Genomic DNA, 25,855 nt, shown 5'->3' with positions numbered 1-25,855 from the left:
GGGTCACTGGGGAGTGACCACCTTGTAGTTCTTCGGCACCTGCGCGTCGGGGCGGCGCAGGTACAGCGGCCTCGGCTCCAGGAGTTCCTCGCCCGCGGCGAGCCGCTCGGCGGCGAGGGAGGCGAGGGCCGCCGCCGAGACGTGCTCGGGGGCGCGGGCGTCGGGGAAGGTGTCGGGGTAGAGCAGCGCGCCCGCGCCGACGGCGGGCAGGCCCTGGACCTCGGCGGCGATGTCCGCGGGCCGGTCGACGGCGGCGTCGGTCACGCGCGTGCGCGCGTCGGCGTAGCGCGCCCAGTAGACCTCCTTGCGCCGGGCGTCGGTGGCGACCACGAACGGGCCGGTCTCGATGCCACAGGCGTACGCGAGGCCGTCCAGCGTGCACACGCCGTGCACGGGGACGCCGAGCGCGAGGCCGAACGTCTCGGCGGTCATCAGGCCGACCCGCAGCCCGGTGTAGGGGCCGGGACCGACCCCGGCGACGATGCCGGTGACGGCGTCGAGTCTCAGGCCGGCGTCGGCGAGGACGCGGTCGACGGCCGGAAGCAGCAGTTCCCCGTGTCGGCGGGCGTCCACCTGGCTCGATTCGGCCACGACGGAGGAGCCGTCGTGCAGGGCGACGGTGACGGCGGGCGTTGCGGTATCAAGAGCGAGCAAGAGCACGCGAACAGCCTACGGCTCCGGCGCCCGCCGCACGGCCGCCCCGGGATGAGGGGCCCTTCCTGCTACCGTCACTTCATAGTCGTCGCAGTACGAAAAGGTGGGTGGCGCAAGGTGTCAAGGAGCAGCTCGGGATTCGTGGCCGGGCTCACCGCCGCCGCGGTCGCCGCGATCGGCTTCCTCGCCTATCAGGCCTCGGCCAGCGTGCCGGAGGACCTCGGCAAGCGTCCCGAGAAGTCCCCCGGCGCGTCCGCCCCGCGCAGCCCCGAGGAGAAGGCGGACCCGACGGCGGTGCCGGCGCGGTCCGGCGCGGGCGAGCGGGTCGTGTACTCCCTGGCCGAGGACCGCGTCTGGCTGGTCGAGGCCTCGGGAAAGCCTCGGATCACGTTCAAGGTGACGCCGGGCACGGTCGACCCGGCGCCGGGCACGTACGCCGTCACCTCCCGCTCCGGCTCCGTCACCGGCACGGACGGCGTGCCGATCGAGCACGTCGTGCGGTTCACGAGCGTCGACGGCATCACGGTCGGCTTCAGCGCCGCGGTCGACAACTCCACGCCGAAGCCGGACCCGTCGAAGAAGACCGGCGGCATCCGCGAGTCGCGCGCGCACGGCAACGCGATGTGGGAGTTCGCGACGATCAGCAAGAAGGTCGTCGTCGTTCCGTAGCCACCTCGGGCCTGCGTCCGGCGGGCGCCGGATACCTGGGCGGCGTGGAGATGGCCGTGGCGGCGGCGCACGAAGCCAGCAGATCACTCATCGACAGGTGCGCCGGGTCCGAGACGGCCAGAGGTCCCGGCAGCCCGTGCGGCTGCGGCTGTGCGTCACGTTCTGAAGCCGACATGGATGCCTCCTGGGCTCCCGGGGGCAAACGTGGTTAGGTAGACCTAACCAGTACCGGTATCCATGTGACCACGCGCGACGCACGCGACGCAACATCTTGCCGACGACTTGTCGGAACCTTCGGGTGAACGTACGAGTCCGTGCCGCGCCTAGGCCGCGAGCGACGCCAGATCCGCGCCGGCCCACCGCTCGCCGAGCCCGGTCAGGGTCACCTCGCGCACCTCGTCCGTCGTGTCGCCGACGGCCCGGTGGATGACGACGTGCAGCCGGTCATCCGTCAGCTCCTCGACCTTGCCCTCGCCCCACTCCACGACGATCACCGATTCGGGGAGCGAGACGTCGAGGTCCAGGTCCTCCATCTCGTCGAGGCCACCGCCCAGGCGGTACGCGTCGACGTGCACCAGCGCGGGGCCCGCGCCGAGCGGCGGGTGGACGCGGGCGATGACGAAGGTCGGCGAGGTGACGGCGCCGCGCACCCCGAGGCCCTCACCGAGGCCGCGGGTCAGCGTGGTCTTGCCGGCACCGAGCTCACCGTTGAGCATGACGAGGTCGCCGGGGTGCAGCAGTTTGGCCAGGCGGCGGCCCAACTCGCCCATCTGTTCGGGGGAGTTGACGGTGATCTTGAGTACGTTGGCGGGGGCCTGGTGGTGCGGTGCTTCCATACCGACCACGTTAGCCGCTGGAGGACCCCGCATCGGCTGCCGCCCGGCCACCGGCGCCCGCCCTGGACAGCAGCTCGGCGAGCCGGTCCGTGACCACCTCCGGGTGCTCCAGCATGACCAGGTGCCCGGCGTCCGGGACCAGGACCAGCTCGGCGTCCGGCAGCAGCGCGGCGATCGCCTCGCTGTGCTCGCTCGGCGTGACGAGGTCCTTCTCGCCCGCGAGCACCAGCACCGGCAGCCCCGCGAAATGCGCCAGGGCCGCCGCCTTGTCGTGCTCGGCGAAGGCCGGGTAGAACTCCGCGACGACGTCGATCGGCGTCGACTCGATCATCCGCTCCGCGAAGCGCGCGATCGCCGGGTCGACGTCCTTGCGCGAGAACGAGTAGCGCTTGATGACGCCGGCGAAGAGGTCGGCGGTGGCCCGCCGCCCGCGCTCCACCAGCTCGGCCTGCGAGCCCAGCGCCCGCAGCACACCGGGCAGCACCCGCCGGACCGCGTTCATCCCGGCCACCGGCAGCCCGAAGTTCACCTGACCGAGCTGCCCCGAGGACGTGCCGACAAGGGCGACGCCCACGACGCGCTCGCGAATCAGCTCCGGGAACTGGTCGGCCAGGGCCATGGTCGTCATGCCGCCCATGGAGTGCCCGACGAGGACGAGCGGCCCCTCGGGGGCGGCCGCGTCGATGACGGCCTTCAGGTCGCGCCCCAACTGGTCGATGGAGACCGGCACATCGCGCTCCACCTGGTCGACGCCCCGGGCCGAACGGGCGTGGCTGCGCTGGTCCCAGTAGACCGCCCGGACCACCCCGCGCAGGGCGGCGCGCTGGAAGTGCCAGGAGTCCTGGTTCAGGCAGTAGCCGTGGCTGAAGACGACGGTGACCGCGTCGCGCGGCGCGTCCTCGACCTCTTCGACCTCGTAGGCCAGCTCGGTGCCGTCGTCCGCGTACGCCGTGCCGGGCATGCCGCGCAGCGAGCCGTACGGCCCCGCGGCGTCCAGGGCGAGGCGGGCCTTCTTGCGCATGCCCCGGCCGACGGTGAGCCGCTCTATGGCGACGCCGGCGGCGGCGCCCGCGGCGATGACACCCAGCGCCGCGCCGGCCACCCCGGCCCGGCGCCAGCTCCCCGCCACGGCGGCGGCCTCCGTCACGACTTCCGTCACCGCTTCCGCCGCGGCAGCCCCCGTGCTGCTCTCGCTCACGTGCCGCTCCTAGTCAGTGGTCGGACTGCTCGTTCACATCTCTCCGGTGCCGGGCCGCTCATTCACGTACAGCCGCGGGACGCGCGATCCGATGCGGGTGACGATCTCGTACGCGATGGTGCCCGCCGCCTGGGCCCAGTCCTCCGCGGTCGGCTCCCCCCGGCCACCGGGCCCGAACAGCACGGCCTCGGCGCCCACTTCGGGCTCGTCCCCGCCGAGGTCGACCACGAACTGGTCCATCGCCACGCGGCCCGCGGCCGTCCGCCACTTGCCGCCGACGAGCACCGGGGCCGTGCCGGAGGCGTGGCGCGGGATGCCGTCGCCGTACCCGGCGGGGATGAGGCCGAGGGTCGTCTCCCCCGGAGTGACGTAGTGATGTCCGTAGCTGACGCCGTGACCGGCCGGGGCGCGCTTCACGTGGGCGAGCGAGGCGGTGAGCGTCATGACGGGCCGCAGCCCGAAGTCCTCGGGGGTGCCCACCTCGGGGCTCGGCGAGACGCCGTACGTCGCGATGCCCGCCCGTACGAGATCGAAGTGGGCCTCCGGGAGCGTGAGCGTCGCCGGCGAGTTGGCGATGTGCCGCACCTCGGGGCGTATCCCCTGGTCCTCGGCGTACGCGACCATCTCCCGGAAGACGGTGAGCTGGGCGGCGATCGAGGGGTGCCCCGGCTCGTCGGCGCACGCGAAGTGCGACCAGAGGCCGGTGACCCTGACCAGTCCCTCGGCCTCGGCGCGCAGGGACTCGGCGATCAGCTCGGGCCAGTCGGCCGGCATGCAGCCGTTGCGCCCGAGGCCGGTGTCGGCCTTGAGCTGGATACGCGCGGGGCGCCCCGCCTCGCGGGCCGCCGCCGTCACCTCGCGCAGCGCCCACAGCGCGCTCACCGCCATGTCCAGGTCGGCCTCGACGCCCTCGCGCCAGGGGCCGCCGGGCGTCCACAGCCAGCACATGATCCGCCCCGGCAGGCCCGCGGCGCGCAGGGCCAGGGCCTCCTCCGGCGTCGCGGTCCCGATCCACGTGGCGCCCGCCTGGACAGCGGCCCTGGCGCAGGGCACCGCTCCGTGGCCGTACCCGTCGGCCTTCACCACGGCCATGAAGGCGGCTTCCGGCGCACGGGCGCGCAGCGAGCGCACGTTGGCGCGGAGGGCGGCGAGGTCGATCTCGGCGCGGACACGGAAAGGGGCTGTCTCGTTCATCGCGGACCAGTGTCTCAGAGCGCACCGACAGCCCCGCCCGCACGGCTGGGCCTCGGCGGGCGGGCGGAGCCGACCACCCGAACCATGTCCACCAGCCCGCCTACGCCACCCATCGCAACCGGTCAGCCGGGGCGCCGCACGTCCCGCCAGGCCGCGGGGATCGCGTCGGCCACGTCCTGCGCGGCCACGGGCGCCCCGTCCGCGGCGTGCCGGGCGGCGAGGCCGTGCAGGTAGGCGCCGACGGACCCCGCGTCGCGCGCCCCGAGGCCCGCGGCGAGCAGGGAGCCCGCGAGACCGGACAGCACGTCGCCGCTGCCCGCAGTGGCGAGCCAGGGCGTGCCGGTGGCGTTGACGCGCACGGCGCCCTCGGCCGAGCCGACCAAGGTGGTGGACCCCTTCAGCAGAACAGTCGCGCCGAACCGCCCCGCCAGCTCCCGCACCGCGGAGAGCCGGCCCGCCTCCACCTCCTCACGCCGCACACCGAGCAGGGCGGCGGCCTCCCCGGCGTGCGGTGTGAGCAGCGTGGGCGCGTGGCGCTCCCGCACCGCCCGCTCCGCCACCAGCCGCAGCCCGTCGGCGTCGATCAGCACCGGCACCTCGGCGCCGACCGCGTCCCGCAGCCGCTCCTCGTCGTCACCGAGGCCGGGCCCCACGACCCAGGCCTGCACCCGCCCCGCCTTCGACGGCGGCCCGGCGGAGACCAGCGCCTCGGGGAACCGCGCGATGACGGCGTCCGCGGCGGGCCCCACGTACCGCACCGCGCCCGCGCCCCCGCGCAGCGCCCCGGCCACGCAGAGCACGGCGGCGCCGGGATACCGCGCGGAACCGGCGACGATGCCGACGACCCCGCGCCGGTACTTGTCGCTCTCCCCTCTCGGCAAAGGCAGCAGCCCCGCGACATCCGCGTACTGCAACGCCTCCAACACCCGCTCCCCGGAAGCCAACTCCAGCCCGATGCCGACAAGCCGCACCGCTCCGGCATACTCCCGCCCGGGATCGATCAACAGCCCCGGCTTGTACGCCCCGAACGTCACCGTCACATCGGCCCGCACCGCCTCGCCGTGCACCTCGCCGGTGTCCGCGTCGACGCCGCTCGGCAGATCCACGGCGACGACCAACGCGTCCCGCGCGGCGGCGGCGACAAGCTCGGCCGCCCGCTCCCGGAGCCCGCCGCGCCCTCCGATCCCCACGATGCCGTCCACGACAAGCCGGGCCCGCGCGACCACGTCCTCCGCCCGGTCGGCACCACCGTCCACGACCACGCCCCCGGCGCCCCGCAACGCGGCGAGCCCTCCGGCATGGGCCCGCTCCGGAGCCAGCAGCACCGCGCTCACACCCGCCCCCCGCCGGGCCAGCCGAGCCCCGGCGTACAGGGCGTCCCCACCGTTGTCCCCGCTGCCCACCAGCAGCGTGACCCGGGAGCCGTACACCTTGCCGAGCAACTGCGCACACTCGGCGGCAAGCCCCGCGGCCGCCCTCTGCATCAGGGCCCCTTCGGCCCCCCGAGCCATGAGCTCCCGCTCCGCCGCCCTGACACTCGACACTCCGTACGCATCACGCATGCCCCTCAGTGTCCCCCCACGCCCACGGAAATACCCGGCGCGGTGTGGCAGGCGTGACGGGAAAAGCGACGACGGCCCGCACCCGCGAGCGCACCCGAGGGGACACGGGGGTATGTGCGCGCGGAGCACAGTGGTGGTCATAAGGGCGCCGAAGCAGCACAGGCCCCACGCCAAGATGGCGAGCACGGACATACCCCCGGGGCCCCGCCCCCAAAGACGCACCCGAGGCACCCCACGGCACAACCCGCACCCGCACCCACGGCCGCCCCACCTACCCCTCAGCGATCACCACCGCAGAAGCAACCCCCGCATCGTGGCTGAGCGACACATGCCAGGCCCGCACCCCCAACTCCGCAGCCCGCGCCGCCACAGTCCCCCGCACCCGCACCCGCGGCTGCCCACTCCCCTCGACATACACCTCGGCATCGGTCCACCGAAGCCCCCCCGGCGCCCCCAACGCCTTCGCCAAGGCCTCCTTCGCCGCGAACCGCGCCGCCAGCGAGGCCACCCCCCGCCGCTCCCCACTCGGCAGCAACAACTCGCTCTCCAGGAACAGCCGTTGGGCCATCCCCGGCGTCCGGGCCAACGCCGCCCCGAACCGCTCGATCTCGGCCACGTCGATGCCGACCCCGATAATCACAGGCCCACTCACCCCAGAAATCGCCCGAAAAACACCGGGTCAGCGTGACACACCCCACCACACGCCCCGCCCCACGGCCGTTCAAACAGCCGTAACAATGGACTGTGATCTCTTCGGTCTCCGCGCCAGACAAGGCGCAGCGGAGCGCCCACCGGCACAAACCGGAGGCGACTCCCTACCTCGACCTGACCCGCGCCGAGTGGAGCGCTCTGCGGGAGAAGACGCCCCTGCCCCTGACGGCGGAGGAGGTGGAGAAGCTGCGCGGCCTCGGTGACGTCATCGACCTGGACGAGGTCCGCGACATCTACCTCCCGCTCTCCCGCCTCCTGAACCTCTACGTAGGAGCGACGGACGGCCTCCGCGGCGCCCTCAACACCTTCCTCGGCGAAAAGCGATCCCAGTCCGGCACCCCCTTCGTCATAGGGGTCGCCGGCTCCGTGGCCGTCGGCAAGTCAACCGTCGCCCGCCTCCTCCAGGCCCTGCTCTCCCGCTGGCCGGAGCACCCTCGCGTGGAGCTGGTGACGACCGACGGCTTCCTCCTCCCCACGAAGGAACTCGAAGCACGCGGCCTGATGTCCCGCAAGGGCTTCCCCGAGTCGTACGACCGCCGCGCCCTCACCCGCTTCGTGGCGGACATCAAGGCGGGCAAGCAGGAGGTCACGGCCCCGGTCTACTCCCACCTGATCTACGACATCATCCCGGGCAGACGCCTCACCGTCCGCCGCCCCGACATCCTCATCGTGGAGGGCCTGAACGTCCTTCAGCCCGCCCTCCCCGGCAAGGACGGCCGCACCCGCGTGGGCCTCGCGGACTACTTCGACTTCAGCGTGTACGTCGACGCCCGCACCGAGGACATCGAGCGCTGGTACCTGAACCGCTTCAAGAAGCTGCGCGACACGGCCTTCCAGAACCCGTCCTCGTACTTCCGCAAGTACACGCAGGTGTCGGAGGAGGAGGCCCTGGACTACGCCCGCACGACCTGGCGCACGATCAACAAGCCGAACCTCCTGGAGAACGTGGCGCCCACCCGGGGCCGCGCCGCCCTGGTGGTCCGCAAGGGCCCCGACCACAAGGTGCAGCGCCTGAGCCTGCGCAAACTCTGAAGGGACACACGCCCCGCCCGACTACCCTGCGCACATGCTGCACCTACGCCTGATCTCCCCCGCCGACAAGACCGACGACGTACTGCGCCTGATCGAGGGGACGACGGGCACCACGCACCTCGCCGTGGTCCCGGGCGCCGCCCGCAACCCCACGGGCGACGTGATCATGTGTGACGTCGCACGCGAGGCGGGCGACGAGCTGATCGGCGGCCTGCGCGCGCTGGACCTCGACAAGTGCGGGTCGATCGCGGTGGAGAACATCGATCTCTCCCTCTCCGACCGCGCCGACAAGGCGGAGCACGAGGCTCCGGGCGAGGCGGCGGACGCGGTCCTGTGGGAGCAGCTGTCCGACGCGACGCACGAGGAGTCGACGCTCTCGATCACGTACGTCGCGTTCATCACGCTCGCCACGATGATCGCGGCCTGCGGCGTCGTGCTCGACAACGCGATCCTGATCGTGGGCGCGATGGCCGTCGGGCCGGAGTTCGGCCCCCTCGCCGGTTTCTGCACGGCCCTGGTGCGGCGCGCGCCGAGGCTGGCGCTGCGCTCGCTGATCGCGCTGCTGGTGGGCTTCCTGGTGGCGATGGCGGTGACGGTCGGCTTCAGCTACTTCATGGACGCCACGGACCTGTTCAGCGACGAGGCCCTGAGGGCGGAGCGGCCGAACACGAACTTCATCTACCGCCCGGACTGGTTCTCGTTCGTCGTCGCGGTCCTCGCGGGCGCGGCGGGCACGCTCTCCCTCACGTCGGCGAAGTCGGGCGCCCTGGTGGGCGTGGCGATCTCCGTGACGACGGTCCCCGCGGCGGCGAACGCCGCGGTCGCCTTCAGCTACAGCGAGTACAAGCAGGCGTGGGGCTCCACCGAGCAGCTCCTGCTGAACCTCCTCGGCATCGTCCTCGCCGGTACGCTCACGCTGCTGGCCCAGAAGGCGCTCTGGGCCACGCAGCGCGACCGTACCGCCAAACCCCGGCGCGCCTAGCCGAGCGCGGACTTCACCGAGTCCGCGAGCCTCTCGGCCACGGACCGCGCCTGCTCGATGTCGGCGGCCTCGACCATGACCCGCACCAGCGGCTCCGTACCGGAGGGCCGCAGCAGGACCCGGCCGGTGGAGCCCAGCTCGCGCTCGGCGTCGGCGACGGCGGTGGCGAGCTCGGCGGAGGTCTTCACACGCGACTTGTCGACGTCCGGCACGTTGATGAGGACCTGCGGCAGGCGCTCCATGACACCGGCGAGGTCGGCCAGCGTACGGCCGGTCTCGGCGACCCGCGCCGCGAGCAGCAGCCCGGTCAGCGTGCCGTCGCCGGTGGTGGCGTGGTCGAGGATGATGACGTGCCCGGACTGCTCGCCGCCGAGGGCGAAGCCGTGCTCCTTCATCGACTCCAGGACGTACCGGTCGCCGACGGCGGTCTGCACCAGCGAGAGGCCCTGCCCCTCCATGGCGAGCTTGAAGCCGAGGTTCGACATGACGGTGGCGACAACGGTGTCGTGACGCAGCGTGCCGTGCTCGCGCATGGCGAGGGCGAGCACGGCGAGGATCTGGTCGCCGTCGACCTCGGCGCCGGTGTGGTCCACGGCCAGGCAGCGGTCGGCGTCGCCGTCGTGCGCGATGCCGAGGTCGGCCTTGTGCTCGACGACGGCGGCCTTGAGCAGGTCCAGGTGGGTGGAGCCGCAGCCGTCGTTGATGTTCAGACCGTCGGGCTGCGCGCCGATGGTGATGATCTCGGCACCGGCGCGCGTGAACGCCTCGGGCGAGACGCGGGCGGCGGCGCCGTGCGCCTCGTCGAGGACGATCTTCAGTCCGTCGAGGCGGTTGGGCAGGACGCCGAGCAGGTGCGCGATGTACTGGTCGAGCCCCTGGTCGTACGACTTGACGCGGCCGACGCCGGCGCCGGTGGGCCGCTGCCAGGGAGCTGCGGTGCGGTGCACGAACTGCTCGTCGTACTCGGCCTCGATGCGGTCCTCCAGCTCGTCGGCGAGCTTGTGGCCGCCGCGGGCGAAGAACTTGATGCCGTTGTCGGGCATGGCGTTGTGACTGGCGGAGAGCATCACGCCGAGGTCGGCGCCCAGCGCACCGGTGAGATGCGCCACCGCGGGGGTGGGCAGCACACCGACGCGCAGGACGTCCACGCCCGCGCTCGCGAGGCCGGCGACCACGGCGGCCTCCAGGAACTCCCCGGACGCGCGCGGGTCCCGCCCGACCACCGCCACCGGGCGATGGCCTTCGAAGGTGCCCACCTCGGCCAGTACGTGCGCCGCCGCCACGGAGAGTCCGAGCGCGAGCTCGGCCGTCAGATCCGCGTTGGCGACACCGCGCACGCCGTCCGTGCCGAAGAGTCGTCCCACTGCTGTCCTCCGAACGTTTGTTCTTGATAGACGAACGCCCCGGCAAGCACAGGATGTGCCGCCGGGGCGAACGAAAAGTACAAGCAGGCCAAGCAGGCAGCGATTAGCGCTTGCTGTACTGCGGGGCCTTGCGGGCCTTCTTGAGACCGGCCTTCTTGCGCTCGACCGCACGGTCGTCACGCTTGAGGTAACCGGCCTTCTTCAGGGCGCCGCGGTTGTTGTCGACGTCGGCCTCGTTCAGCGCACGGGCGACACCGAGACGGAGCGCACCGGCCTGACCGGAGACGCCGCCACCCGAGATGCGGGCGATGACGTCGTAGCGGTTGTCGAGCTCGAGCACCTTGAAGGGCTCGTTGACTTCCTGCTGGTGGACCTTGTTCGGGAAGTAGTCCTCGAGCGTGCGCCCGTTGACCTTCCACTTGCCGGTGCCCGGGACGATCCGGACGCGGGCGATGGCGTTCTTGCGACGGCCCAGGCCGGCGGCCGGCTGCGGGTCGCCGAAGCGCGCGGCGTTCGACTCCGAGGTGTACTCGCCCTCAAGGGGAGCCTCGGACTCGGTGGTGTACTGCTCGACGTCAGCGATCTCGGTCTCTTCGACCGGCTGCTCAACGGTGGTCTCGGCCACGATTCTCCTCAGATTTCTTTTCGTCTTTGGGGGTGGCCGGAACTACTGCGCGACCTGGGTGATCTCGAACGGGACCGGCTGCTGAGCGCCGTGCGGGTGCTGGTCGCCCGCGTAGACCTTCAGCTTCGAGAGCATCTGACGGCCCAGGGTGTTCTTGGGGAGCATGCCCTTGACGGCCTTCTCAACGGCCTTCTCGGGGCTCTTGGCGAGCAGCTCGTCGTAGCGGACGGAACGCAGACCACCCGGGTAACCGGAGTGGCGGTACGCCATCTTCTGGGTCTTCTTGTTGCCGGAGAGGTGCACCTTCTCCGCGTTGATGATGATGACGAAGTCACCGGTGTCAACGTGGGGGGCGTAGATCGGCTTGTGCTTGCCGCGCAGGAGGGTGGCAGCGGTGGTCGCCAGACGACCCAGGACGATGTCCCGGGCGTCGATGACGTGCCACTGGCGGGTCACATCGCCGGGCTTGGGGCTGTACGTACGCACTTAGTAGCCTTCGCTTCTTCAGTGGATGGGGTCCAGACACACGGCACCCAGGAAGCGATCATGCAGCTGGGGCCCACAATGCCGGGGACGCTGCCCGTATGCGAGCCACTGGTAACTGCTCCAGGGAACCTACGTAAGGGCCCTTTCGCGTGAGATCGAGGACACCAATACGTATCAATCCCCGAGAGTACCTGCGCCGCCCCGTACCGGTCAAAACGCGGCCCTGAAGACCGGCACCGGCGACTCACACATCACGGACAGGTCTGTACTCATCAGGGTAACCGCCCGCCCGCTCCACCCCGTACCGACCGCACAGCGCCCCCGCCGCACACGCCCACCCGACCGTGACCGCGAGCAGACACAGCGTCGCCGCGTCCTTGAAGGCCCGCCGCGTCATCGGCTCCAGCCAGGGCCAGGTGAAGCCGGGTACCTGCGGGACCAGCGCCACCCAGAACCACGGACTGCGCCCCGGCGCCCCCGCACTCAGCACCCCCGCGAGCAGCAGCGGCAGCACGACGAGGAGGTAGTGGTCGTAGGAGGGCCGGGAGACGAGGAAGGCCGAAAGCATCAGCATCGTGGCGCACTCCACCACCCGGGCCGGCCCCTCGTCCCCTCTCCCCCACCGCCGCCAGGCGCACCACACCCCGGCACCGGCGGCACACCCCGCGAGCAGCGCCGCCCCCGACTGCGGTACCCCGACCCGCGCGAGGACCGCCGCGGGCGACGCCTCGTAGAGCCGTACGAAGGCGTCGTCGCCGCGCAGCAGGAAGGGCAGCGTCCGCGTGAAGAACCCGGCGGGGTCCGGCATCGCCAGCGCGGCCCCCAGCGACGCCACCACCGGGACCGCGACCGCCGCCCCGAGCGCCCGCCACCGCCCCGCGAAGACGAAGAGGAGCACGACCGGCGCGAGCAGCGGCTTCACGGCGACGGCGGCGCCGATGACGAGCCCGGCCGCGGTCCACCGCCCGCGGCACACGAGCAGCAGGGCGAACGGCAGCGCCGCCGCGGAGGCCACCGTCCAGTTGCCGAGCGCGATGAGGTGCCCGAAGGGCGTGAAGCCGAGCGCGAGCCCCAGCAGGCCGTACGCGGCGAACCGGCTGCGCCACGGCACGTCGTACAGCCGCAGCGCGCACAGCCAGCCGGTGACGAGGCCCGCGCTGACGCCCGCGGGCACCAGGAAGCGCACCACCCCGGGGGGCAGCAGGGCCTGCGGCACCGCCGCGAGGACGGCCGCGGGCAGATAGAGGAAGTGCCGGTCGGCGTAGGGCGAGCGCCCGTGGATCCACGCCTCGGCGGCCCGCACCACGATGGCGTTGTCCATGCCGCCGTCGGGCGACCGCAGCCCCACCCGGACGGCCCCGGCGAGCAGCACCAGAGCGAGCACGGCCCGGACATGCCACCCGGAAGGCCGCAACAACCATCCACTTACCGCCGATTTGCCCGTATTCATACGGCTCAGGCTAGGCCGGGAACCCCACGCGACCCCGCCTCAACATCCCCAACTCCCCGTCTAAGATGCGCCCCATGAGCTTTGGGCAAGGGGGACCTCAGTGGGGTCCGGGCGGAACGGGCGGACCCGGCGGCGGACCCACGCCCGACTGGGCGGCGCTCGCCGAAGCCTCCGAGGCACGCACACGGCGCCGCAAATGGCTGATGATCGGCGGCGGCGCGCTCGCCACGATCGGCATCGCGGCGGCCGTGGCGATCACCGTCGTCTCCGCGAACAGCGACGACGCCACCGCCTCGAACAAGCCGGCCAGTGAGCTGCCGGCGACAGCGGACATCCCCGGAGCGAGCGACGACCCCGGCCCGACCTTCAAAGAGACGACGCCGCCGCCCCCGCCGAACCCCAAGGACTTCATCTCCAGCGCCAAGAAGGACAAGGCGCCGCTCACCCCCGAGGGCCTCTTCCCCGGCAAGACGTTCACCTCGGGCGAGACGGTCTACAAGAAGGGCGCGACGGCCGATACCCAGAGCTGCGCGTCCGTCACCCAGCCCGCCCTCGGCACGATCCTCACCAAGCACGACTGCTCGCGCATGATCCGCGTCAGCTACCTCAAGGGCGGCGTCGCGGTCACCATCGGCGTCGCCGTCTTCGACACCTCGGCCGAGGCCGCGAAGGTCAAGGACGAGGTGAAGAAGGGCCTGGTCAACGCGTTGTCGGGCAAGGGCGTGCCGGGCTTCTGCCAGACCGGGGTGTGCCGCGGCACGTACAACGCGTACGGCCGCTACGCGTACTTCACCACCACGGGCTACACCAACGGCAAGAACGTGACGACGGGCGACAGCAAGGCCTACGCCGCCGGCGACACCCTGGCCCGCTTCGCCTTCCAGCGGATCAACCAGCGGGGCGAGGCCCAGGCATCGGCCGCGGCCGCCGCCCCGCAGTAGCGACCGGCTGCCCGGCCCCGGCTCAGCAGCAGCCTGCGTCGGCGCCGGGCAGCGTCCGCTTGTTGCGCGCTTCCTTGCTGCGCGCGGCGAGCAACTCGTCGGCGGGGTAGCCGACTTCCTCCAGCGTGAGCCCGTGGGGCCGCACGACGTGCACCGCCGAGTCCCGCACGCGCGCCTGAAGCACCTTCCCCGGCCACTCCACGGGCCGGTGCCCGTCCCCCACGAAGAGCATGGCACCGACGAGCGAGCGCACCATGTTGTGGCAGAAGGCGTCGGCCCGGACGGTCGCCTCAAGGATCCCGTCGGGCCGCCGCTCCCACCGCAGCTCCTGGAGCGTACGGATGGTGGTGGCCCCCTCACGCCGCTTGCAGTAGGCCGCGAAGTCGTGCTCGCCGATCAGGTGCTCGGCGGCGGCGTTCATGGCGTCGAGGTCCAACTCCCAGTCGTGCCACAGCACATGACCGCGCAACAGCGGGTCGACACCGCCGGGGTGGTCGGTCACGCGGTAGGCGTACCGCCGCCACACGGCCGAGAAGCGCGCGTTGAACCCCGCGGGCGCCTCGGCGACCTTCCACACCCGCACGTCGTGCGGCAGCCGCCCCGCGAGCCGCCGCAGCAGCTTCTCGCGGTGCTCCTCCCACACGGCCTCGGGCAGATCGACGTGCGCGACCTGCCCGCGTGCGTGCACTCCGCTGTCGGTCCGCCCGGCGACGGTCAGCTCGTACGTCTCCTGGGAGCGCGTCACGGTCCGCAGCGCGGCCTCGATCTCCCCCTGGACGGTCCGCTGCCCGTCACGCTGCTTGGCCCAGCCGGAGAAGCCCTTCCCGTCGTACGACAGGTCCATCCGTACCCGCACGAACCCGGGCTCTGCCTCATCACTCACTCGTGGATCCTCTCAGGCAACAAAAAAACGGGCCCACCCCGGCAAGGGGCGGGCCCGCGACGCGCCCTGAAGGGGCGCGGGGAACTGCGCGACAAGCCACGACGAGGCCGCGGCCGACGACGCGCAGTCCCCGGCAGGACGCTTACGCGTCCTTCGACTCCTCGGCCGGAGCCTCGGCAGCCTCATCGGCCTTGGCCGTGTCGACCTTGGCGTCGGTGGCCTCGGCGTCCTTGGCGGCGCGCTTGGTCGCGGCCTCGGCCTCACCGGTGGCCTCCTGGGCCACGGTCAGGGCCTCCACCAGCTCGATGATCGCCATGGGCGCGTTGTCGCCACGACGGTTACCGATCTTGGTGATACGGGTGTAGCCACCCGGGCGGTTCTCGTAGCGCGGGCCGATCTCCGTGAAGAGCGTGTGCACGATGCTCTTGTCGGTGATGACGGACAGCACCTGGCGGCGGTTGTGAAGGTCGCCCTTCTTCGCCTTGGTGACCAGACGCTCCGCGTACGGACGCAGGCGGCGGGCCTTCGCCTCGGTGGTGGTGATGCGGCCGTACTCGAAGAGCTGCTTGGCGAGGTTCGCCAGCAGAAGCTTCTCGTGCGCGGCGCTGCCGCCCAGACGGGCACCCTTGGCAGGCTTCGGCATGGTGTTTCTCCTAGTGATCTGCCCCGGCCGTATCAGGTACCGGAGTCAGTGGACCCGAGCCCCGTCAGGGGCGCGGGGAACTGCGCGATCAACCACAACGATCCCGCAGCCAAATTCAAACCGTCGGTCCCGAGCCCTTAGTACTGCTCGGTCTCGACGAACCCGGCATCCGCGTCGTCGTCCGCGCCAAACGCGTCCGCGGCGGCGGTCGGGTCGAAGCCGGGAGGCGAGTCCTTCAGCGCGAGACCCATGCCGTTCAGCTTCATCTTGACCTCGTCGATCGACTTCGCACCGAAGTTGCGAATGTCGAGCAGGTCCGCCTCGGAGCGGGCCACGAGCTCGCCCACCGAGTGAATGCCCTCGCGCTTGAGGCAGTTGTACGACCGAACGGTGAGCTCAAGCTCCTCGATCGGCAGCGCCAGATCGGCGGCCAGGGCGGCGTCCGTCGGGGACGGGCCCATGTCGATGCCCTCGGCGTCGATGTTGAGCTCGCGCGCCAGACCGAACAGCTCGACCAGGGTCTTGCCGGCCGACGCCATGGCGTCACGCGGACGCATGGCCTGCTTGGTCTCGACGTCGACGATCAGCTTGTCGAAGTCGGTGCGCTGCTCGACACGGGTCGCCTCGACCTTGTACGTGACCTTGAGCACCGGGGAGTAGATGGAGTCGACCGGGATACGACCGATCTCCTGGCCGACCTGCTTGTTCTGCACGGCGGAGACGTAGCCGCGACCGCGCTCGACGGTCAGCTCCATCTCCAGCTTGCCCTTGCCGTTGAGCGTGGCGAGGACGAGGTCGGGGTTGTGGACCTCGACACCGGCCGGCGGGGCGATGTCAGCGGCGGTGACCAGGCCCGGACCCTGCTTGCGCAGGTACATGACGACGGGCTCGTCGTGCTCGCTGGACACGACCAGCTGCTTGATGTTGAGGATCAGGTCGGTGACGTCTTCCTTGACGCCCGGCACGGTGGTGAACTCGTGCAGGACACCGTCGATGCGGATGCTGGTGACAGCAGCGCCGGGGATCGACGAGAGGAGCGTACGACGCAGGGAGTTGCCGAGGGTGTAGCCGAAGCCCGGCTCCAGCGGCTCGATCACGAACCGGGAGCGGAATTCGTCGACGACCTCTTCGGTCAACGAGGGACGCTGAGCAATCAGCATGTTGCGATCCTTCAGTCAGGGGCACCCACTATTTGATGCCCTGAATTCACTACAAGGGTACGGGCGGCACGCCTCCGAAGAGCCGTACCGCCCGGAACCTCAAGAAATACCGTGCGTCAGACGCGACGGCGCTTGGGCGGACGGCAGCCGTTGTGCGGCGTGGGCGTCACGTCCTGGATCGAGCCGACCTCAAGGCCGGTCGCCTGGAGCGAACGGATGGCGGTCTCGCGACCGGAACCCGGGCCCTTGACGAAGACGTCGACCTTGCGCATGCCGTGCTCCTGCGCGCGACGGGCAGCCGACTCGGCGGCCATCTGCGCGGCGAACGGCGTGGACTTGCGCGAGCCCTTGAAGCCGACGTGGCCGGCGGAGGCCCACGAGATCACGTTGCCGGTCGGGTCCGTGATGGACACGATCGTGTTGTTGAACGTGCTCTTGATGTGAGCGTGCCCGTGAGCGACGTTCTTCTTTTCCTTGCGGCGCACCTTCTTGGCAGCGCCCTGACGACCCTTGGGGGGCATCTATAACTCCTACGGGAGGTGGTCGGTCCTGCAGCGACAGCTGTCGATAGACCGCTGAGCGAGGACTACTTCTTGCCCGGCTTCTTCTTACCGGCGATGGCGCGACGCGGGCCCTTGCGGGTGCGGGCGTTCGTGCTGGTGCGCTGACCGCGGACGGGCAGGCCACGACGGTGACGCAGACCCTGGTAGCAACCGATCTCGACCTTGCGGCGGATGTCGGCCTGGATCTCGCGGCGGAGGTCACCCTCGGTCTTGATGTTGGCGTCCACGTACTCGCGGATCTTGACGAGGTCTTCCTCGGTCAGGTCGCGGACGCGGGTGTTGCGGTCCACCTCGGTGGCGTCCAGCGTCTGCTGGGCCAGCGTGCGGCCGATGCCGAACACGTAGGTGAGGGCAACCTCGATGCGCTTTTCGCGCGGGAGGTCAACGCCTTCAACGCGTGCCATTCATGGCTCCTGTTGATTCTTCGGAGGTCTTCAGCAGAACCACTCCCAGCCGCCGTCCCCTTCTGCTCGAGAAGAGTTGGTACGTACTGGGTCCCCGGCCTCCGACCGGGGGTGTCGCCCTCCATTACCAAGGGAATTGAAGAGGGACGGGTCCTGCATATGTGCTTACTTGCGTCGCGCGAAACTCTGCGAACTGCAGTCGTACGTCAGCCCTGGCGCTGCTTGTGGCGCGGGTTGTCGCAGATGATCATGACCCGGCCGTGACGGCGGATCACCCTGCACTTGTCGCAGATCTTCTTGACGCTCGGCTTGACCTTCATTGGGTGAGGTTCTCCGGGTCAGTGCCACCACCCCGCCGCGGCGGAGTGCGGGCAAGATCTACTTGTACCGGTAGACGATCCGGCCACGCGTCAGGTCGTACGGAGACAGCTCCACCACGACCCGGTCGTCAGGGAGGATGCGGATGTAGTGCATGCGCATCTTGCCACTGATGTGTGCCAGGACCTGGTGGCCGTTCTGGAGCTCCACCTTGAACATGGCGTTCGGAAGAGACTCGACGACAGTGCCTTCGATCTCGATGGCACCTTGCTTCTTGGCCACGCTTCGCCCTTCGAATCGACTACCTTGATCGACTTCATGCTCCGTATGCAGGCACACGGATGCACGAGAGCCGACGCGTCAGTCTACGTCAGTGCACTCCGAAAGACGAATCGAGAAAGTCTGCCCCACGACGAAGATCCTTAAGCAAGAGGGGAGAACCCCCTCAGCCCAGCGGATCCGGCGCGACAGCGACCCCGTACTCCGCCAGCCTGGCCCTGCCGCAGTCCGGAGCCGTCAGGACCAGCGGGCCCTCCTCCGTCAGCGCCACCGAGTGCTCCCAGTGCGAGGACCACGTGCCGTCCGTGGTGATGACCGTCCAGTCGACCTATCCCAGACGCCCCCCTCGCGGGCTCGGCGCCGGGGCGCCTCACAGGCTTCGGGCGGCTGCGCCGGACTCCGTCCGCCGGGCGGCCCGCCTCAGCCCAGCGGATCCGGCGCGACAGTAACCCCGTACTCCGCCAGCCTGGCCCTGCCGCAGTCCGGAGCCGTCAGGACCAGCGGGCCCTCCTCCGTCAGCGCCACCGAGTGCTCCCAGTGCGAGGACCACGTGCCGTCCGTGGTGATGACCGTCCAGTCATCCTCCAGGACCTCCGTGCGGGGGGTGCCCAGGGAGACCATCGGCTCGATGGCCAGGCAGAAGCCGGGGACCAGCTTGGGGCCCTTGCCGCGGCGGCGCTCGACGTAGTTCAGGAGGTGGGGGTCCATGTGCATCTCGGTGCCGATGCCGTGCCCGCCGTAGTCCTCGACGATGCCGTACTTGCCGCCGCCCGGCTTCGGCTGGCGGCGGATGTACGTCTCGATGGCGCGGGAGATGTCGACGAGGCGGTTGCCCTGCTTCATGGCCGCGATGCCGGCCCACATCGACTCCTCGGTCACCCGGGACAGCTCGACCAGCTCCGGGGCGTGACCGGTGCCGACGAACGCGGTGTACGCGGCGTCGCCGTGCCAGCCGTCGATGATCGCGCCGGCGTCGATGGAGATGATGTCGCCGTCCTTGAGGACGGTCTTGTCGTCGGGGATGCCGTGCACGACGACCTCGTTGACCGAGGTGCAGATCGTGGCGGGAAAGCCGCCGTACCCGAGGAAGTTGGACTTGGCGCCGTGCTCCTCGATCACCTTGCGGGCGACCTCGTCCAGATCCTTGGTGGTGGCGCCGGGCACCGCGGCCTCACGTGTGGCGGCGTGAATCGCGGCGACGACAAGGCCCGCCTCACGCATCTTCGCGATCTGCTCGGGGGTCTTGATCTGCACCATGGGGCTTCCGCTCTCCGTCATCCGTCGACAAACCGGCTACGCACACGAACCGGGTACGTAGACAACAGTACGGCCGCGGTCCCCTCACGGGCACCGCGGCCGAAACAGCGTACTGACTACTTGTCGCCCTTCAGGGCTTCCATCGCACGCTCGGTGACCTCGTCCACCTTGCCGAGCGCCGAGATCGTGACGACCAGACCCTGGGTCCGGTAGTAGTCGATGATCGGCTCGGTCTGCGTGTGGTAGACCTCAAGGCGCTTGCGGACGGTGTCCTCGCTGTCGTCCTCGCGCTGGTACAGCTCACCGCCGCAGACGTCACAGACGCCTTCCTGCTTCGGCTGCGAGTACGTCACGTGGAAGACGTGGCTGGAGTCCTTGCGACAGATCCGGCGGCCGGCGATCCGCTTGACGACCTCGTCCTCCGGGACCTCCAGGTCCAGGACGGCGTCGAGCTTCACGTCATCGGCCTTGAGGGCCACGTCCAGCGCCTCGGCCTGCGAGACATTGCGCGGGAACCCGTCGAGCAGGAAGCCGTTCTCGGCGTCCGGCTTCGCCATGCGGTCCTTCGCCATGCCGATCGTCACCTCGTCGGGCACGAGGTTCCCGGCGTCCATGTACGCCTTCGCCTGCTTGCCCAGCTCCGTGCCCTGGCTGATGTTGGCGCGGAAGAGGTCGCCCGTGGAGATGTGCGGGATCGACAGGTTCTTGGCGAGGAACGCGGCCTGCGTTCCCTTGCCCGCACCGGGCGGCCCGACGAGGACGATTCGCATCAGCGGAGGAACCCTTCGTAATTGCGCTGCTGGAGCTGGCTCTCGATCTGCTTCACGGTTTCCAGACCCACACCCACGATGATGAGGATGCTCGTCCCGCCGAACGGGAAGTTCTGGTTGGCCCCGAAGCCCACCAACGCCATCGTCGGCACAAGAGCGATCAGACCCAGATACAGCGAACCCGGCCACGTGATCCGGTTGAGTACGTAACTCAGGTACTCAGCGGTCGGACGGCCAGCCCGGATGCCCGGGATGAAGCCACCATACTTCTTCATGTTGTCCGCGACTTCCTCGGGGTTGAAGGAGATCGCGACGTAGAAGAAGGCGAAGAAGACGATCAGCACGAAGTATGTGGCGATGTAAATCGGGTGGTCACCACTGGTCAGGTTTGCCTCGATCCACGTCTTCCATCCCGCATTGCCGCCCGCGAACTGGGCGACCAGGGCCGGAATGTAGAGCAGCGAGGAGGCAAAGATCACAGGGATGATGCCCGCCTGGTTCACCTTCAGCGGGATGTACGTCGACGTCCCGCCGTAGGACCGGCGGCCGATCATGCGCTTCGCGTACTGGACCGGGATGCGCCGCTGCGCCTGCTCGACGAAGACCACCAGCCCGACCATGACGAGCCCGACCGCGATGACCGTGCCGAACTCGATCCAGCCGTCGGCGAGCGAGCCCTGCTCCTTGATGGCCCACAGGGCGCTCGGGAAGGTCGCGGCGATCGAGATGAACATCAGGATCGACATGCCGTTGCCGATGCCGCGGTCGGTGATCAGCTCACCGAGCCACATCACACAGGCCGTACCGGCGGTCATCGTGATCACCATCGTGATCGTGACGAAGATCGACTGGTCAGGAACGATCTCGCTGGCGACGGGGCAGCCCTGGAAGAGGGTGCCGGTACGGGCGGTGGCCACCAGGCCGGTGCCCTGAAGGATCGCGAGCGCGATGGTCAGATAGCGCGTGTACTGCGTGATCTTCGCCGTGCCGGCCTGACCCTCCTTCTTGAGGGCCTCGAGCCGCGGGATCACCACGGTCAGCAGCTGCAGAATGATGCTCGCCGTGATGTACGGCATGATGCCGAGCGCGAAAATCGTGATCTGAAGCAGCGCGCCACCACTGAACATGTTGACGAGACCGAACAGGCCCTGGTTCTGATTTGCGTTGTCGATGCAGGCCTGGACGTTCTTGTAGCTGACCCCGGGGATCGGCACATGCGTACCCACCCGGTAGATCACGATGATGCCGAGCGTGAAGAGCAGCTTCTTGCGCAGGTCGGGCGTCTTGAACGCCCGGGCGAACGCGGTGAGCACGGTGCCTCCTGCGACCCCCGCGCGCGTGCGCCAGAGGTGGTGGTCTTGAGGTTCGACGAATACGTATCAGTCAACAAAACCGTGCGGGCAGACCGCACGGAGCTTAGACAGTGCACGCCACCTTACCGGCGACCGTGCCCCCCTTGGAACGACCAACCGGGGATGCCCCTTTTGTGGGGCATCCCCGGCTGGGAATCGCTCATGTCATCGACACGTCTGAGGGAATCAGACGAGCTCGGTGACAGTACCGCCCGCGGCGGTGATCTTCTCCTTGGCGGAGCCGGAGACGGCGTCGACCGTCACCTGCAGCGCCACGGTGAGCTCACCCTGGCCGAGGACCTTGACGAGGCTGTTCTTGCGAACGGCACCCTTGGCGACGAGACCCTCGACGGTGACCTCGCCACCCTCCGGGTACAGCGCGCTCAGCTTGTCGAGGTTCACGACCTGGAACTCGGTCTTGAACGGGTTCTTGAAGCCCTTGAGCTTCGGGAGACGCATGTGGAGGGGCATCTGGCCACCCTCGAAGCGCTCCGGAACCTGGTAACGGGCCTTGGTGCCCTTGGTACCACGACCAGCGGTCTTACCCTTGGACGCCTCACCACGACCCACACGGGTCTTGGCGGTCTTGGCGCCCGGGGCGGGCCGGAGGTTGTGGACCTTCAGCGGGTTCTGCTCCGCCATGTCAGTCGACCTCCTCAACCGTCACGAGGTGGCGGACGGTGTGCACCATGCCGCGGAACTCGGGACGGTCCTCCTTGACGACCTGCGTGTTGATGCCCTTGAGACCAAGGGAGCGCAGGGTGTCGCGGTGGTTCTGCTTGCTGCCGATGTACGACTTCGTCTGCGTGATCTTGAGCTGTGCCATTACGCAGCACCAGCCCCGGCACGCGCCCGCAGCAGAGCCGCGGGAGCGACGTCCTCGAGGGGCAGACCACGGCGAGCCGCGATCTCCTCGGGACGCTGCAGACCCTTGAGGGCCGCCACGGTCGCGTGCACGATGTTGATCGCGTTCGACGAACCGAGCGACTTCGACAGGATGTCGTGAACGCCGGCGCACTCGAGCACGGCACGCACCGGGCCACCGGCGATAACACCGGTACCGGGGGAAGCAGGCTTCAGCAGGACGACGCCCGCCGCCTTCTCGCCCGTGATCGGGTGCGGGATGGTGCCCTGGATACGGGGGACCTTGAAGAAGTGCTTCTTGGCCTCCTCAACACCCTTGGCGATGGCGGCCGGCACCTCCTTGGCCTTGCCGTAACCGACACCCACGGTGCCGTCACCGTCGCCCACCACGACCAGCGCGGTGAAGCTGAAGCGACGACCACCCTTCACAACCTTGGCGACGCGGTTGATCGCGACGACGCGCTCAACGTACGCGGTCTTCTCGGCGGCGGCGTTGCCACCGTCGCGACCCTTCCGGTCCCGCCGCTCGCCGCCACCGGCACCGCCACCGCGGCGCTGGGGTCCAGCCATTGGAATTACCTCTCTCTGTTTCCGCTAGCTACGGAACCGACTCAGAACTTGAGTCCGGCTTCGCGGGCGGCGTCCGCCAGGGCGGCGATGCGCCCGGCGTACTGGTTACCACCACGGTCGAACACGACAGTCTCGACACCGGCGGCCTTGGCGCGCTCGGCGACCAGGGCGCCGACCGACTTGGCGGCCGCGGACTTGTCGCCCTCGGCGCCGCGGATCGTGCTGTCCAGGGTCGACGCCGACGCAAGGGTGTGACCCTTGATGTCGTCGATGACCTGGGCCACGATGTGGCGGTTGGAGCGCGTCACGACCAGGCGCGGACGCTCAGCCGTACCCGAGATGTGCTTACGGATGCGGATGTGACGACGCTTGATGGCAGCACGCTTGTAAGCGTCGCCCTTAGCAATCTTGACACCGTATGCCATGGCTTACTTACCCGCCTTTCCGACCTTGCGGCGGATGACTTCGCCTTCGTACTTGACGCCCTTGGCCTTGTACGGGTCGGGCTTGCGCAGCTTGCGGATGTTGGCCGCAACCTCGCCGACCTTCTGCTTGTCGATGCCCTCGACCGAGAACTTGGTCGCCGATTCGACCTTGAAGGAGATGCCCTCGGGCGCCTCGATCAGGATCGGGTGGCTGTAGCCGAGCGAGAACTCCAGGTTGGAGCCCTTCGCCAGGACGCGGTAACCGACACCGCTGATTTCGAGCTTCTTCACGTAACCCTGGGTCACGCCGGTGATCATGTTCGCCACCAGCGTGCGGGACAGGCCGTGGAGGGCCTTGTTCTGACGCTCGTCGTTCGGGCGGGTGACGTTCAGAACGCCGTCCTCACCCTTAGCGATCTCGATCGGCGCGACGATGGTGTGGCTCAGGGTGCCCTTGGGACCCTTGACCGCGACCGTCTGGCCGTCGATGGTGACGTCCACGCCGGCGGGAACCGTGATGGGGAGCTTGCCAATACGCGACATTAGCTATTCCTCCGTTCCCGACTACCAGACGTAGGCGAGGACTTCCCCACCTACGCCCTTCTTGCCTGCCTGCTGGCCGGTCAGGAGACCGTGCGACGTGGAGATGATCGCCACGCCGAGGCCGCCGAGGACCTTCGGCAGGTTGGTGGACTTCGCGTAAACCCGGAGACCGGGCTTGGAGATCCGCTTGATGCCCGCGATGGAGCGCTCACGGTTCGGGCCGAACTTCAGCTCGAGAACGAGGTTCTTGCCAACCTCGGCGTCCTCGACCTTCCAGCCCGTGATGAAGCCCTCCTGCTGGAGGATCTCCGCGATGTGAGACTTGATCTTGCTGTGCGGCATCGCCACGGTGTCGTGGTACGCCGAGTTCGCGTTACGCAGACGAGTCAGCATGTCCGCGATCGGATCAGTCATGGTCATGAATTGGCCTTCGGCCTCTCTCGCCGGGGTTTCCTATCTGCGCCATCCCTCTCCCCACTCAGAGGCGGGACGGGTGCGGCGCGGGGACCTACGGCGTAGTAAGTCGGTCAGGGCGGCAGACGCCCAACCCTCCTAGCCTAAGCCATGGAGAGGGGGGCCTCTGCCGACCCTTTACTTACCGAGAGATCCAGGAGTCCTTGAACCCTTGAAAAGGGAGGACTACCAGGAGCTCTTGGTCACGCCCGGCAGCTCGCCACGGTGAGCCATCTCACGAAGGCACACGCGGCAGAGGCCGAACTTGCGGTAGACGGAGTGCGGACGGCCGCAGCGCTGGCAGCGGGTGTACGCACGCACACCGAACTTGGGCTTACGAGCAGCCTTGGCAATCAGAGCCTTCTTCGCCATCTCGCTTACGCCTCCTTGAACGGGAAGCCGAGGTGACGAAGGAGCGCACGGCCCTCAGCGTCGTTGGTCGCCGTGGTGACCACGGTGATGTCCATACCCCGGACGCGGTCGATCTTGTCCTGGTCGATCTCGTGGAACATGACCTGCTCCGTGAGACCGAAGGTGTAGTTGCCACGGCCGTCGAACTGCTTGGGGGACAGACCACGGAAGTCGCGGATGCGCGGCAGCGCGAGCGACAGGGTGCGGTCCAGGAACTCCCACATGCGGTCGCCGCGGAGCGTGACGTGGCAGCCGATCGGCTGACCCTCGCGCAGCTTGAACTGCGCGATGGACTTCCGGGCCTTCGTCACGGCCGGCTTCTGGCCGGTGATCGTGGTGAGGTCGCGGATGGCGCCGTCGATCAGCTTCGAGTCACGGGCGGCGTCGCCGACACCCATGTTGACCACGATCTTGACGAGGCCGGGGATCTGCATGACGTTCTCGTACGAGAACTCCTCACGCAGCTTGCCCGCGATCTCCTCGCGGTACTTCGTCTTGAGACGCGGAGTGGTGGTGGTCGTCATCAGATGTCCTCACCCGTCCGCTTGGCAACGCGGATCTTGTTGCCCTCGTCGTCGAAGCGGTAACCGACGCGCGTGACAACCTTGTTGCCGTCCTTCTCCACGACCAGCTGGACGTTGGAGACGTGGACGGGGGCCTCGGTCGTCACGATGCCACCGGCCTGCGAGCCGCTGGCGGTCGGGCCGGCCTTCGTGTGCTTCTTGACCCGGTTGACACCCTCGACCAGGACGCGCTCCTCGCGCGGGAAAGCGGCAATGACCTTGCCCTGCTTGCCCTTGTCCTTACCGGTGATGACCTGGACCAGGTCGCCCTTCTTGATCTTCATGCTTACAGCACCTCCGGCGCGAGCGAGATGATCTTCATGAACTTCTTCTCGCGCAGCTCACGGCCGACGGGGCCGAAGATACGGGTGCCGCGAGGGTCGCCGTCGTTCTTCAGAATGACGGCGGCGTTCTCGTCGAAGCGGATGTACGAGCCGTCCGGACGGCGGCGCTCCTTGACGGTGCGAACGATGACCGCCTTGACGACGTCACCCTTCTTCACGTTGCCACCGGGGATCGCGTCCTTGACGGTGGCGACGATGACGTCACCGATACCCGCGTAGCGGCGACCCGAGCCACCGAGAACACGAATGGTGAGAATTTCCTTCGCACCCGTGTTGTCGGCGACGCGAAGTCGCGACTCCTGCTGGATCACGTCTATCTCCTGTTTGTCTGCCGGTTCCCGGCAGGGGC

General features: G+C 69.3%; 34 protein-coding genes and 1 pseudogene. 4 read left to right on the top strand and 31 right to left on the bottom strand.

Going from position 1 to position 25,855, the window contains the following annotated elements; translation table 11 throughout:
• Positions 1 to 3: 3 nt before the first annotated feature.
• Positions 4 to 660, bottom strand: a complete 657-nt coding sequence (gene tsaB, locus KKZ08_RS22995; RefSeq protein WP_223776241.1) for a tRNA (adenosine(37)-N6)-threonylcarbamoyltransferase complex dimerization subunit type 1 TsaB — start codon at positions 658 to 660, stop codon at positions 4 to 6.
• A gap of 111 nt (positions 661 to 771) precedes the next feature.
• Between tsaB and KKZ08_RS22990 the strand changes: the two genes are divergently transcribed.
• Positions 772 to 1,323: a hypothetical protein gene (locus KKZ08_RS22990; protein WP_223776240.1), complete on the top strand. Its 552-nt coding sequence runs from the start codon at positions 772 to 774 to the stop codon at positions 1,321 to 1,323.
• A gap of 323 nt (positions 1,324 to 1,646) precedes the next feature.
• Here the strand turns inward: KKZ08_RS22990 and tsaE are convergent, their stop codons facing one another.
• From tsaE to KKZ08_RS22960, 5 genes are all read right to left on the bottom strand, one after another.
• Positions 1,647 to 2,159: a tRNA (adenosine(37)-N6)-threonylcarbamoyltransferase complex ATPase subunit type 1 TsaE gene (tsaE, locus tag KKZ08_RS22980; protein WP_223776238.1), complete on the bottom strand. Its 513-nt coding sequence runs from the start codon at positions 2,157 to 2,159 to the stop codon at positions 1,647 to 1,649.
• Positions 2,160 to 2,169: 10 nt separating this feature from the next.
• A complete protein-coding gene (locus KKZ08_RS22975) occupies positions 2,170 to 3,357 on the bottom strand; it encodes an alpha/beta hydrolase (protein ID WP_223776237.1) in 1,188 nt (395 codons plus the stop codon).
• Between the two features lie 33 nt (positions 3,358 to 3,390).
• Positions 3,391 to 4,551, bottom strand: coding sequence for an alanine racemase (gene alr / locus KKZ08_RS22970; protein ID WP_223776236.1), 1,161 nt, complete (start codon positions 4,549 to 4,551; stop codon positions 3,391 to 3,393).
• A 122-nt stretch (positions 4,552 to 4,673) separates the two neighbouring features.
• Positions 4,674 to 6,113 carry an NAD(P)H-hydrate dehydratase gene (locus KKZ08_RS22965; RefSeq protein ID WP_223776235.1) on the bottom strand — a complete coding sequence of 480 codons (1,440 nt, stop codon included), beginning with the start codon at positions 6,111 to 6,113 and terminating at the stop codon, positions 4,674 to 4,676.
• A 271-nt stretch (positions 6,114 to 6,384) separates the two neighbouring features.
• On the bottom strand, positions 6,385 to 6,753 hold the full coding sequence (locus KKZ08_RS22960) for a holo-ACP synthase (protein WP_223776234.1): 369 nt from the start codon (positions 6,751 to 6,753) through the stop codon (positions 6,385 to 6,387).
• A 107-nt stretch (positions 6,754 to 6,860) separates the two neighbouring features.
• Here KKZ08_RS22960 and coaA point away from each other — a divergent pair, with 107 nt between their 5' ends.
• Positions 6,861 to 7,856, top strand: coding sequence for a type I pantothenate kinase (gene coaA, locus KKZ08_RS22955; RefSeq protein ID WP_223779149.1), 996 nt, complete (start codon positions 6,861 to 6,863; stop codon positions 7,854 to 7,856).
• A gap of 34 nt (positions 7,857 to 7,890) precedes the next feature.
• The gene (locus KKZ08_RS22950; RefSeq protein ID WP_223776233.1) at positions 7,891 to 8,838 is read left to right on the top strand and encodes a DUF389 domain-containing protein; all 948 of its coding nucleotides are present in this window, start codon (positions 7,891 to 7,893) and stop codon (positions 8,836 to 8,838) included.
• On the opposite strand, the gene glmM is transcribed toward KKZ08_RS22950, so the two are convergent.
• From glmM to KKZ08_RS22930, 4 genes are all read right to left on the bottom strand, one after another.
• Positions 8,835 to 10,202 (bottom strand): phosphoglucosamine mutase, encoded by a 1,368-nt coding sequence (gene glmM, locus KKZ08_RS22945; protein WP_223776232.1) that lies wholly within the window; start codon positions 10,200 to 10,202, stop codon positions 8,835 to 8,837. The two genes, KKZ08_RS22950 and glmM, sit on opposite strands and share 4 nt — an antisense overlap.
• Positions 10,203 to 10,305: 103 nt before the next feature.
• Complete coding sequence (gene rpsI, locus KKZ08_RS22940) at positions 10,306 to 10,827, bottom strand: 30S ribosomal protein S9 (RefSeq protein ID WP_223776231.1); 522 nt, start codon at positions 10,825 to 10,827, stop codon at positions 10,306 to 10,308.
• A gap of 42 nt (positions 10,828 to 10,869) precedes the next feature.
• Positions 10,870 to 11,313 (bottom strand): 50S ribosomal protein L13, encoded by a 444-nt coding sequence (rplM, locus tag KKZ08_RS22935; protein WP_076684960.1) that lies wholly within the window; start codon positions 11,311 to 11,313, stop codon positions 10,870 to 10,872.
• Between the two features lie 244 nt (positions 11,314 to 11,557).
• A complete protein-coding gene (locus KKZ08_RS22930; RefSeq protein ID WP_223776230.1) occupies positions 11,558 to 12,763 on the bottom strand; it encodes a glycosyltransferase family 87 protein in 1,206 nt (401 codons plus the stop codon).
• Positions 12,764 to 12,837: 74 nt separating this feature from the next.
• Between KKZ08_RS22930 and KKZ08_RS22925 the strand changes: the two genes are divergently transcribed.
• On the top strand, positions 12,838 to 13,704 hold the full coding sequence (locus KKZ08_RS22925; RefSeq protein ID WP_223776229.1) for a hypothetical protein: 867 nt from the start codon (positions 12,838 to 12,840) through the stop codon (positions 13,702 to 13,704).
• A gap of 22 nt (positions 13,705 to 13,726) precedes the next feature.
• Here KKZ08_RS22925 and truA read toward each other — a convergent pair whose 3' ends face one another.
• The 21 genes and pseudogenes from truA to rplN all read right to left on the bottom strand — a co-directional run bounded on the left by truA (position 13,727) and on the right by rplN (position 25,817).
• Positions 13,727 to 14,587, bottom strand: a complete 861-nt coding sequence (truA, locus tag KKZ08_RS22920; protein ID WP_223776228.1) for a tRNA pseudouridine(38-40) synthase TruA — start codon at positions 14,585 to 14,587, stop codon at positions 13,727 to 13,729.
• Between the two features lie 142 nt (positions 14,588 to 14,729).
• Complete coding sequence (rplQ, locus tag KKZ08_RS22915) at positions 14,730 to 15,230, bottom strand: 50S ribosomal protein L17 (protein ID WP_223776227.1); 501 nt, start codon at positions 15,228 to 15,230, stop codon at positions 14,730 to 14,732.
• 137 nt (positions 15,231 to 15,367) lie between these two features.
• A complete protein-coding gene (locus KKZ08_RS22910; protein ID WP_016645160.1) occupies positions 15,368 to 16,390 on the bottom strand; it encodes a DNA-directed RNA polymerase subunit alpha in 1,023 nt (340 codons plus the stop codon).
• A 116-nt stretch (positions 16,391 to 16,506) separates the two neighbouring features.
• Positions 16,507 to 16,911 (bottom strand): 30S ribosomal protein S11, encoded by a 405-nt coding sequence (gene rpsK / locus KKZ08_RS22905; RefSeq protein ID WP_003948617.1) that lies wholly within the window; start codon positions 16,909 to 16,911, stop codon positions 16,507 to 16,509.
• Positions 16,912 to 16,976: 65 nt separating this feature from the next.
• The gene (gene rpsM / locus KKZ08_RS22900; RefSeq protein ID WP_030782528.1) at positions 16,977 to 17,357 is read right to left on the bottom strand and encodes a 30S ribosomal protein S13; all 381 of its coding nucleotides are present in this window, start codon (positions 17,355 to 17,357) and stop codon (positions 16,977 to 16,979) included.
• Between the two features lie 206 nt (positions 17,358 to 17,563).
• Positions 17,564 to 17,677, bottom strand: a complete 114-nt coding sequence (gene rpmJ / locus KKZ08_RS22895; protein WP_003948619.1) for a 50S ribosomal protein L36 — start codon at positions 17,675 to 17,677, stop codon at positions 17,564 to 17,566.
• Between the two features lie 58 nt (positions 17,678 to 17,735).
• A complete protein-coding gene (gene infA, locus KKZ08_RS22890; protein WP_003948620.1) occupies positions 17,736 to 17,957 on the bottom strand; it encodes a translation initiation factor IF-1 in 222 nt (73 codons plus the stop codon).
• A 163-nt stretch (positions 17,958 to 18,120) separates the two neighbouring features.
• Positions 18,121 to 18,279: pseudogene (locus KKZ08_RS22885) on the bottom strand (type I methionyl aminopeptidase); the annotation flags it as partial.
• Positions 18,280 to 18,374: 95 nt separating this feature from the next.
• Positions 18,375 to 19,211 carry a type I methionyl aminopeptidase gene (gene map / locus KKZ08_RS22880; protein ID WP_223776226.1) on the bottom strand — a complete coding sequence of 279 codons (837 nt, stop codon included), beginning with the start codon at positions 19,209 to 19,211 and terminating at the stop codon, positions 18,375 to 18,377.
• A 116-nt stretch (positions 19,212 to 19,327) separates the two neighbouring features.
• Complete coding sequence (locus tag KKZ08_RS22875) at positions 19,328 to 19,981, bottom strand: adenylate kinase (RefSeq protein WP_223776225.1); 654 nt, start codon at positions 19,979 to 19,981, stop codon at positions 19,328 to 19,330.
• Positions 19,981 to 21,294, bottom strand: coding sequence for a preprotein translocase subunit SecY (secY, locus tag KKZ08_RS22870; RefSeq protein ID WP_223776224.1), 1,314 nt, complete (start codon positions 21,292 to 21,294; stop codon positions 19,981 to 19,983). Before secY ends, KKZ08_RS22875 begins: the two co-directional genes overlap by 1 nt.
• 225 nt (positions 21,295 to 21,519) lie before the next feature.
• Entirely contained in the window at positions 21,520 to 21,975 is a 456-nt protein-coding gene (gene rplO, locus KKZ08_RS22865; protein WP_062775150.1) for a 50S ribosomal protein L15, read from the bottom strand.
• Between the two features lies 1 nt (position 21,976).
• On the bottom strand, positions 21,977 to 22,159 hold the full coding sequence (rpmD, locus tag KKZ08_RS22860; RefSeq protein WP_005481207.1) for a 50S ribosomal protein L30: 183 nt from the start codon (positions 22,157 to 22,159) through the stop codon (positions 21,977 to 21,979).
• Complete coding sequence (rpsE, locus tag KKZ08_RS22855) at positions 22,159 to 22,767, bottom strand: 30S ribosomal protein S5 (RefSeq protein ID WP_127912612.1); 609 nt, start codon at positions 22,765 to 22,767, stop codon at positions 22,159 to 22,161. The genes rpmD and rpsE overlap by 1 nt, the downstream gene beginning before the upstream one ends.
• A gap of 41 nt (positions 22,768 to 22,808) precedes the next feature.
• Entirely contained in the window at positions 22,809 to 23,192 is a 384-nt protein-coding gene (gene rplR / locus KKZ08_RS22850; protein WP_127912613.1) for a 50S ribosomal protein L18, read from the bottom strand.
• Positions 23,193 to 23,195: 3 nt separating this feature from the next.
• The gene (gene rplF / locus KKZ08_RS22845) at positions 23,196 to 23,735 is read right to left on the bottom strand and encodes a 50S ribosomal protein L6 (RefSeq protein ID WP_055527119.1); all 540 of its coding nucleotides are present in this window, start codon (positions 23,733 to 23,735) and stop codon (positions 23,196 to 23,198) included.
• A 21-nt stretch (positions 23,736 to 23,756) separates the two neighbouring features.
• Positions 23,757 to 24,155: a 30S ribosomal protein S8 gene (gene rpsH, locus KKZ08_RS22840; protein WP_018528360.1), complete on the bottom strand. Its 399-nt coding sequence runs from the start codon at positions 24,153 to 24,155 to the stop codon at positions 23,757 to 23,759.
• A gap of 219 nt (positions 24,156 to 24,374) precedes the next feature.
• Complete coding sequence (locus KKZ08_RS22835) at positions 24,375 to 24,560, bottom strand: type Z 30S ribosomal protein S14 (protein WP_003956452.1); 186 nt, start codon at positions 24,558 to 24,560, stop codon at positions 24,375 to 24,377.
• Between the two features lie 5 nt (positions 24,561 to 24,565).
• Positions 24,566 to 25,123 (bottom strand): 50S ribosomal protein L5, encoded by a 558-nt coding sequence (gene rplE, locus KKZ08_RS22830; RefSeq protein ID WP_062775145.1) that lies wholly within the window; start codon positions 25,121 to 25,123, stop codon positions 24,566 to 24,568.
• Positions 25,123 to 25,446, bottom strand: coding sequence for a 50S ribosomal protein L24 (gene rplX / locus KKZ08_RS22825; protein WP_223776223.1), 324 nt, complete (start codon positions 25,444 to 25,446; stop codon positions 25,123 to 25,125). The genes rplE and rplX overlap by 1 nt, the downstream gene beginning before the upstream one ends.
• Before the next feature lie 2 nt (positions 25,447 to 25,448).
• Positions 25,449 to 25,817, bottom strand: coding sequence for a 50S ribosomal protein L14 (rplN, locus tag KKZ08_RS22820; protein ID WP_003974257.1), 369 nt, complete (start codon positions 25,815 to 25,817; stop codon positions 25,449 to 25,451).
• Between the last annotated feature and the right edge of the window lie 38 nt (positions 25,818 to 25,855).

The sequence above is a fragment of the Streptomyces sp. 135 genome, assembly GCF_020026305.1.
In the GTDB taxonomy this organism is placed as follows: Bacteria; Actinomycetota; Actinomycetes; order Streptomycetales; family Streptomycetaceae; genus Streptomyces.
Note: the sequence above shows the minus strand (reverse complement) of the source record. Positions and strands in the feature narration are given on the sequence as shown.

Coding starts and splice junctions, on each gene's coding strand:
- rpmD (WP_005481207.1), bottom strand. CDS start 22,159: ATGGCACAGCTCAAGATCACGCAGACGAAGTCGTACATCGGCAGCAAG.
- rpsE (WP_127912612.1), bottom strand. CDS start 22,767: ATGGCTGGACCCCAGCGCCGCGGTGGCGGTGCCGGTGGCGGCGAGCGG.
- map (WP_223776226.1), bottom strand. CDS start 19,211: ATGGTGCAGATCAAGACCCCCGAGCAGATCGCGAAGATGCGTGAGGCG.
- KKZ08_RS22950 (WP_223776233.1), top strand. CDS start 7,891: ATGCTGCACCTACGCCTGATCTCCCCCGCCGACAAGACCGACGACGTA.
- rplE (WP_062775145.1), bottom strand. CDS start 25,123: ATGACGACCACCACCACTCCGCGTCTCAAGACGAAGTACCGCGAGGAG.
- rplX (WP_223776223.1), bottom strand. CDS start 25,446: ATGAAGATCAAGAAGGGCGACCTGGTCCAGGTCATCACCGGTAAGGAC.
- rplQ (WP_223776227.1), bottom strand. CDS start 15,230: ATGCCGAAGCCTGCCAAGGGTGCCCGTCTGGGCGGCAGCGCCGCGCAC.
- rpmJ (WP_003948619.1), bottom strand. CDS start 17,677: ATGAAGGTCAAGCCGAGCGTCAAGAAGATCTGCGACAAGTGCAGGGTG.
- KKZ08_RS22835 (WP_003956452.1), bottom strand. CDS start 24,560: ATGGCGAAGAAGGCTCTGATTGCCAAGGCTGCTCGTAAGCCCAAGTTC.
- rpsM (WP_030782528.1), bottom strand. CDS start 17,357: ATGGCACGCGTTGAAGGCGTTGACCTCCCGCGCGAAAAGCGCATCGAG.
- rpsK (WP_003948617.1), bottom strand. CDS start 16,911: ATGCCCCCCAAGGGTCGTCAGGGCGCTGCCAAGAAGGTGCGCCGCAAG.
- alr (WP_223776236.1), bottom strand. CDS start 4,551: ATGAACGAGACAGCCCCTTTCCGTGTCCGCGCCGAGATCGACCTCGCC.
- rplR (WP_127912613.1), bottom strand. CDS start 23,192: ATGGCATACGGTGTCAAGATTGCTAAGGGCGACGCTTACAAGCGTGCT.
- rplF (WP_055527119.1), bottom strand. CDS start 23,735: ATGTCGCGTATTGGCAAGCTCCCCATCACGGTTCCCGCCGGCGTGGAC.
- tsaE (WP_223776238.1), bottom strand. CDS start 2,159: ATGGAAGCACCGCACCACCAGGCCCCCGCCAACGTACTCAAGATCACC.
- rpsH (WP_018528360.1), bottom strand. CDS start 24,155: ATGACCATGACTGATCCGATCGCGGACATGCTGACTCGTCTGCGTAAC.
- KKZ08_RS22965 (WP_223776235.1), bottom strand. CDS start 6,113: ATGCGTGATGCGTACGGAGTGTCGAGTGTCAGGGCGGCGGAGCGGGAG.
- KKZ08_RS22930 (WP_223776230.1), bottom strand. CDS start 12,763: ATGAATACGGGCAAATCGGCGGTAAGTGGATGGTTGTTGCGGCCTTCC.
- rplO (WP_062775150.1), bottom strand. CDS start 21,975: ATGGCGGAGCAGAACCCGCTGAAGGTCCACAACCTCCGGCCCGCCCCG.
- KKZ08_RS22875 (WP_223776225.1), bottom strand. CDS start 19,981: ATGCGAATCGTCCTCGTCGGGCCGCCCGGTGCGGGCAAGGGAACGCAG.
- KKZ08_RS22925 (WP_223776229.1), top strand. CDS start 12,838: ATGAGCTTTGGGCAAGGGGGACCTCAGTGGGGTCCGGGCGGAACGGGC.
- KKZ08_RS22910 (WP_016645160.1), bottom strand. CDS start 16,390: ATGCTGATTGCTCAGCGTCCCTCGTTGACCGAAGAGGTCGTCGACGAA.